The organism is Nocardioides sp. (genome assembly GCF_035697785.1).
GTDB lineage: Bacteria > Actinomycetota > Actinomycetes > Propionibacteriales > Nocardioidaceae > Nocardioides_B.
Genome location: NZ_DASSCL010000089.1, coordinates 1 through 5,156, shown reverse-complemented (window position 1 = coordinate 5,156; position 5,156 = coordinate 1). Strand labels below are relative to the sequence as shown.

Here is a 5,156-nt window from a genome sequence, read left to right as displayed (position 1 = left end):
CACCGGGGGCCGGATCGTGGCGACGCTGGCGAAGTTGCTCGCCGAGAAGGGCTCCGGCCGCGGCGTGATCTCCATCTGCGCCGCCGGCGGCCAGGGCGTCACGGCGATCCTCGAGCGCTGACCCACCGATATCGGTAGTCCGGGAGTGACCTGGGGGTCACTCTGCGACAACCGATATCGGTAGAGCGGCTCAGCCGCGGGGGGCACCGATGGCCATCGCGACGCTGCTCGCGACCAGGTGCTCCTTGACCTGTCGTCGGGAGAGCGTGGCCACGGTGGGGATCCCGGGGGCCGCCTCCTTGACCAGCATCCCCACGCGGGCCAGCTGCATCCCGCCGAGGCCGGCGGCGTAGAGCGTGTTGGCGAGCAGGTGTACGTCGTCGGTGTGGAAGGTGCCCGCGTCGACGCCGGCCTCGATCACCGCCGCGACCCGGGCCAGGCAGGTGCTGATGCCCCGGCCGAGCCGGAACATCGCACCCTCGCTGATCTCCTCCAACAGCTCCGGGCCGGGCCGGCGCATCAGGGTGAGCGCACAGTCGACGAACGCGGGGTACTCCAGACCGAAGTCGATGAACGCCTCGGTGATGCCGCGCAGCCGCTGCACCGGGTCGGCGTCGGGGCTGTCGGCGGCCGCGAGGCGCTGGTCGAGCTCCTCGAGGTAGCCGACGAGGGTGAGCGCGAAGAGCTCCTCCTTGCCGGAGAAGTGCCGGTAGATGATGGCCCGGTTGATGCCGACGGCGCGGGCGATGTCCTCGATCTGGGCGTCCCGGACGCCGCGCGCGTCGAAGAGGGTGCGGGTGGCGGCCAGGATCTCCTTCTCGCGACGTCGGCGCCGGGTGGCGGCGGCGGAGCGCCTGCCGTCCTGCGGGGCCTCGTCGACCCCCTCGGGTGCGGGGGAGGCGCTGGTCATGGCGTCATCGTAGCCAGCGCGTGACGCCCGGTGTCACGCGTCGTACACCTGGCCGAGCGTCCGAACTGTGTCGATCGTGTCGGCCTCCTCGGCCGTCTTGTCGTCGCGGTAGCGCAGCACCCGGGCGAACCGCAGAGCCAGGCCGCCGGGGTAGCGGGTGGAGCGCTGCAGCCCGTCGAACGCGATCTCCACAACCTGCTCGGGACGCACGTGCACGACGTGCGACGACCGAGACCTCTCCAGCTCCAGGAAACGCTCGGTCTGCCAGGCGAGCATCTCGTCCGTCATCCCCTTGAACGTCTTTCCGAGCATGATGAAGCGCGCCCCGTCCTCGTCCGCGTCAGGGTCGCGGGCACCCAGATGGATGTTGGAGAGCCAGCCCTGCCGACGCCCGCTGCCCCACTCGACGGCGAGCACGACCAGGTCGAGCGTGTGCCGGGGCTTGACCTTGACCCAGGAGGCACCGCGCCGGCCGGCGGCGTAGGGCGCGTCGAGCGACTTGACCACCACCCCCTCGTGGCCGGCGGCCACGACCTCGGCGAAGACGCGGCGGGCGTCCTCGGGATCCCGGGTGAGCACCCGGGGCACGACGGCGTCCGCCGGGACGATCTCGGCCAGCCGCGCCAGCCGCTCGCGGGCCGGCACGTCCACCAGGTCCTCGCCGTCGACGAGCAGCAGGTCGAAGAAGTACGACGTCAGCGGTACCGCGGCCCGCAGGGCCTGCACGTCCACCCGGCTGGCCGTGCGTGCCCCGGTGTCCTGGAACGGTCGGGCCCGGCCGTTGTCGTCGATCGCGATCGCCTCGCCGTCGAGCACCAGCCGGTCGGCGGGCAGCGCGCCGACCAGGTCGACGACCTCGGGCACGCGGTCGGTGATCTCCTCCAGGCTGCGGGTCCACACCCGCACCAGATCACCGTCCTTGTGCACCTGCACCCGGATGCCGTCGAGCTTGCAGTCGACCGCCACCTCTACCGCCTCGCCGCCGTCGAGGAACCCGGCGAGCGCCGCGTCGAGGTCGGGCGCACTGGAGGCCAGCATCGGCCGGACCGGCCGGCCCACCTCGAGACGGAACCCGGCCAGCGCGGGCGCACCCTCCGTCAGCGCGGCGACCGCGACCGGGGCGGTGGCGCCCGCGAACATGGCCGCCCGGCGTACCGCGTCGGCGGGCACCCCGGCCGCGGCGGCGACCGCGTCGAGGACGAGCGCGTCGAGCGCGCCCTGACGGAGCTCGCCGGTGACCAGGCCGCGGAGGTAGGCCTGCTCGTCGGGGGTGGCCCGGCCGAACAGGTCGGTGACGGCCCGCTCCCGGGCCGCCTTGGAGCCCGTCCCGGCGATGCCCGCCAGCTCGGCGAAGGCCGCGTCCACCTCCACCGCGGTCAGCGACGGCGTGTCGGCGGCCGCGGGGAGCTGCTGCAGCCCGCGCCAGCCGAGCCCGGTGCGCCGCTGCCGGAGCGACCCACCGAGGTAGTGCACCGCGATCGCGACCACCTCGTCACCCTCGTCGCGAGCACGGCCCAGGACGTCGGCCAGCGCCGCCACCTTGGCCTTGCGGGACCGGGTCGCGCGGACGGCCGCGTGGGCGGCGACGAGATCGGCGAGCAGCATGCCGCCCATTCTTGCCGGGCCTCGACGGGCTCGACCACCGGACCACGACATACCCTGACGACGTGCCCAGCCCCGCCCGCACCCGCGAGTGGCGGCCCGACTGGCCCCTCCCGATGCGCCAGGTCGTGTCGATCCTGCGCCGCGGCGGCGGGGACCCGACGTTCCGCTACGACGACGAGGGCTCGCTCTGGCGCGGCATCCGTACGCCGGCGGGGCCGGCCACCCTGCGGCTCCGGCAGTCGGGTGACCTGACCGTGCACGCGTCGGCGTGGGGTGACGGGGCCGACTGGGTGCTCGACTCCGTGCCTGCGATGCTCGGCGCCGGCGACGACCCGTCCGGTTTCGTGGCGCACCACCCGGTCGTCGCCGAGATGCACCGGCGGCACGCGCACTGGCGGATCACCCGCACCGGCCTGGTGATGGAGGCGCTGGTCCCGGCGATCATCGAGCAGAAGGTGACGGGTCAGGAGGCCTTCGCCGGCTTCCGGATGCTCGTGCACCGGTTCGGGGAGCGGGCACCCGGCCCCGGCGCCGACCGCCCGCTCTGGGTGCAGCCGTCGCCCGCGGCGCTGCGGACGATCCCGTCGTGGGACTGGCTGCGGATGCACATCGACCCGGCCCGCTCGCGCGCGGTGGTGACCGCCGCCCGGGTCGCGGCCTCCCTCGAGCGCACCGTCGACCTGCCCGGTGACGAGGTCGACCGGCGGCTGCGCAGCCTCCCCGGAGTCGGTGTGTGGACGTCGGCGGAGGTCCGGTTCCGGGCACACGGCGACCCGGACGCGGTCAGCTTCGGCGACTACCACGTCGCCAAGAACGTCGGCTGGGCGATCACCGGCGAGGCGGTGGACGACGACGGGCTCGCGGAGCTCCTCGAGCCCTACCGGCCGCACCGCTACCGCGTGCAGCGGCTCGTCGAGCTCGCCCACGTGCACCGGCCGCGCCGCGGACCGAGGATGGCCCCACGCCGGCACCTGCCCACCTGACGGCCCGGGCAGCACCGCCGCCGATACCGTACGTCGCATGTCCGAGGGCCCCGGCTACCCGCGCACGACGAAGCTGCTGCACTGGCTGACGGTCGTCGCCCTGGTCGCGCAGGTCCTGGTCGGGTACCAGCTCGACGACGACGGCGACGACTCCGCGCGGGCGCGCATCGAGGCGCGGGAGGAGCGCCTGGAGGAGCGCGCCGACCGCGACGAGACACGCGAGGAGGAGCTCGAGGAGCGGGCGGACGCGCTGTCGGACCGGGACGACGACGCGAGCATCCCTCTGCTTCCCCTGCACATCGGGCTCGGGCTCACCGTCCTCGCCCTCGCGCTGGTCCGGCTGGTCCGGCGGAAGGTGGTGCCGCTGCCGCCGTGGGCGGAGCAGCTGTCCGGTGCCGAGCGGGCCTGGGCACACCGCACCGAGCAGGCGCTCTACGTCGCGCTGGTGGCGATGCCGCTGTCCGGACTCGGCCTGCTGCTCGTCAGCGACGACCTGCTCCCGCTGCACATCGCCAGCCACGTGCTGCTCTACGTCTCGCTGGCCGCGCACCTGGCGCTGGTGCTCCGGCACCAGCTGGTCCTGCGCGACGGCCTGCTGCGGCGGATGCTCTGATCAGAGGAGAGCGCGGAACGGCCGCAGCACCGCCTCGGTGAACCGCTTGTGCACCCCGCGGGCCTGCCACTCGGCGCTGGTGAGCTCCTCGGTGTTGGTGAGGTCGCACTCGAAGATGCGCTCCATCTCGGCGGCCAGGCCGGGGTCGATGACCTCCACGTTGACCTCGTAGTTGCCGGTCATCGACAGCCGGTCGATGTTCGCCGTACCGATCGTCGACCAGCGCCCGTCGACGGTCGCGGTCTTGGCGTGCACCATCGCGCCCTGGTAGCGGAAGATCCGCACCCCGGCGGCGAGCAGCTCCCCGTAGAACCCGCGCGAGAGCCAGTCGGCCACCACGTGGTTGGAGGTGCGCGGCAGGAGAAGCCGGACGTCCACACCGCGCCCGGCGGCGTCGCACAGGGCCGCGGCGAAGTCGTCGTCGGGGATGAAGTACGCGTGCGTCATCCAGATGCGTGTGGACGCCCGGTTGATCGCCTCCAGGTACATGCCGCGGATCGGGAACATCCACAGCCGGGGCACGTTGCGGTGCACGCGGATCCGCGGCTCCCAGTCGGGCGTCGCCTCCAGCAGCAGCGGGCGGGTGCCGTGGTGCGGGCGGCGGTGCAGGTTCCAGAAGTCCGCGAAGGCCCGGCCGAGGTCCCAGACGCCCGGTCCGGTGACGCGGACGTGGGTGTCGCGCCACTCCGTGGCGTACGCCGTACCGATGTTGTAGCCGCCGACGAACGCGACCTCGTCGTCGACGACCATGATCTTGCGGTGGTCGCGGCCGTAGCGGCGCAGGTCGAAGAACCGCCAGCCGGCGCTGTAGACGGGGTAGCCGAGCACCTGCATGCGCGGCCCGAACCGCTTGAACCGCGGCGGCACCACGGCGTTGGCGAAGCTGTCGTAGATCGCGTAGACCTCGACGCCGCGCCCGGCCGCCTCCTGCAGGGCGTCCTTGAACTGCTGGCCGACCTCGTCGCCCTTCCAGATGTAGGTCTCGAAGAGGATCCGCTTCTGCGCCGACGCGATCGCGTCGAGCATGGCGTCGTACAGGTCCTGG

6 protein-coding genes are annotated in these 5,156 nt (G+C 73.3%); 3 read left to right on the top strand and 3 right to left on the bottom strand.

Going from position 1 to position 5,156, the window contains the following annotated elements; translation table 11 throughout:
- On the top strand, positions 1–121 hold a 121-nt coding region (locus VFH10_RS08880), incomplete at its 5' end, for a hypothetical protein (protein ID WP_325127758.1).
- Between the two features lie 69 nt (positions 122–190).
- On the opposite strand, the gene VFH10_RS08875 is transcribed toward VFH10_RS08880, so the two are convergent.
- Together VFH10_RS08875 and VFH10_RS08870 are read right to left on the bottom strand one after the other, a co-directional pair.
- A complete protein-coding gene (locus VFH10_RS08875) occupies positions 191–910 on the bottom strand; it encodes a TetR/AcrR family transcriptional regulator (protein ID WP_325127757.1) in 720 nt (239 codons plus the stop codon).
- 33 nt (positions 911–943) lie between these two features.
- Positions 944–2,515, bottom strand: a complete 1,572-nt coding sequence (locus tag VFH10_RS08870) for an ATP-dependent DNA ligase (protein ID WP_325127756.1) — start codon at positions 2,513–2,515, stop codon at positions 944–946.
- A gap of 62 nt (positions 2,516–2,577) precedes the next feature.
- Between VFH10_RS08870 and VFH10_RS08865 the strand changes: the two genes are divergently transcribed.
- Both VFH10_RS08865 and VFH10_RS08860 read left to right on the top strand, forming a co-directional pair.
- Positions 2,578–3,498, top strand: coding sequence for a DNA-3-methyladenine glycosylase 2 family protein (locus VFH10_RS08865; protein WP_325127755.1), 921 nt, complete (start codon positions 2,578–2,580; stop codon positions 3,496–3,498).
- A 37-nt stretch (positions 3,499–3,535) separates the two neighbouring features.
- Positions 3,536–4,111: a cytochrome b gene (locus tag VFH10_RS08860; RefSeq protein ID WP_325127754.1), complete on the top strand. Its 576-nt coding sequence runs from the start codon at positions 3,536–3,538 to the stop codon at positions 4,109–4,111.
- Here the strand turns inward: VFH10_RS08860 and VFH10_RS08855 are convergent.
- Positions 4,112–5,156, bottom strand: a 1,045-nt coding sequence (locus tag VFH10_RS08855) for a phospholipase D-like domain-containing protein (protein WP_325127753.1), incomplete at its 5' end; no start/stop codon positions are given.

Coding starts and splice junctions, on each gene's coding strand:
- VFH10_RS08860 (WP_325127754.1), top strand. CDS start 3,536: ATGTCCGAGGGCCCCGGCTACCCGCGCACGACGAAGCTGCTGCACTGG.
- VFH10_RS08875 (WP_325127757.1), bottom strand. CDS start 910: ATGACCAGCGCCTCCCCCGCACCCGAGGGGGTCGACGAGGCCCCGCAG.
- VFH10_RS08870 (WP_325127756.1), bottom strand. CDS start 2,515: ATGCTGCTCGCCGATCTCGTCGCCGCCCACGCGGCCGTCCGCGCGACC.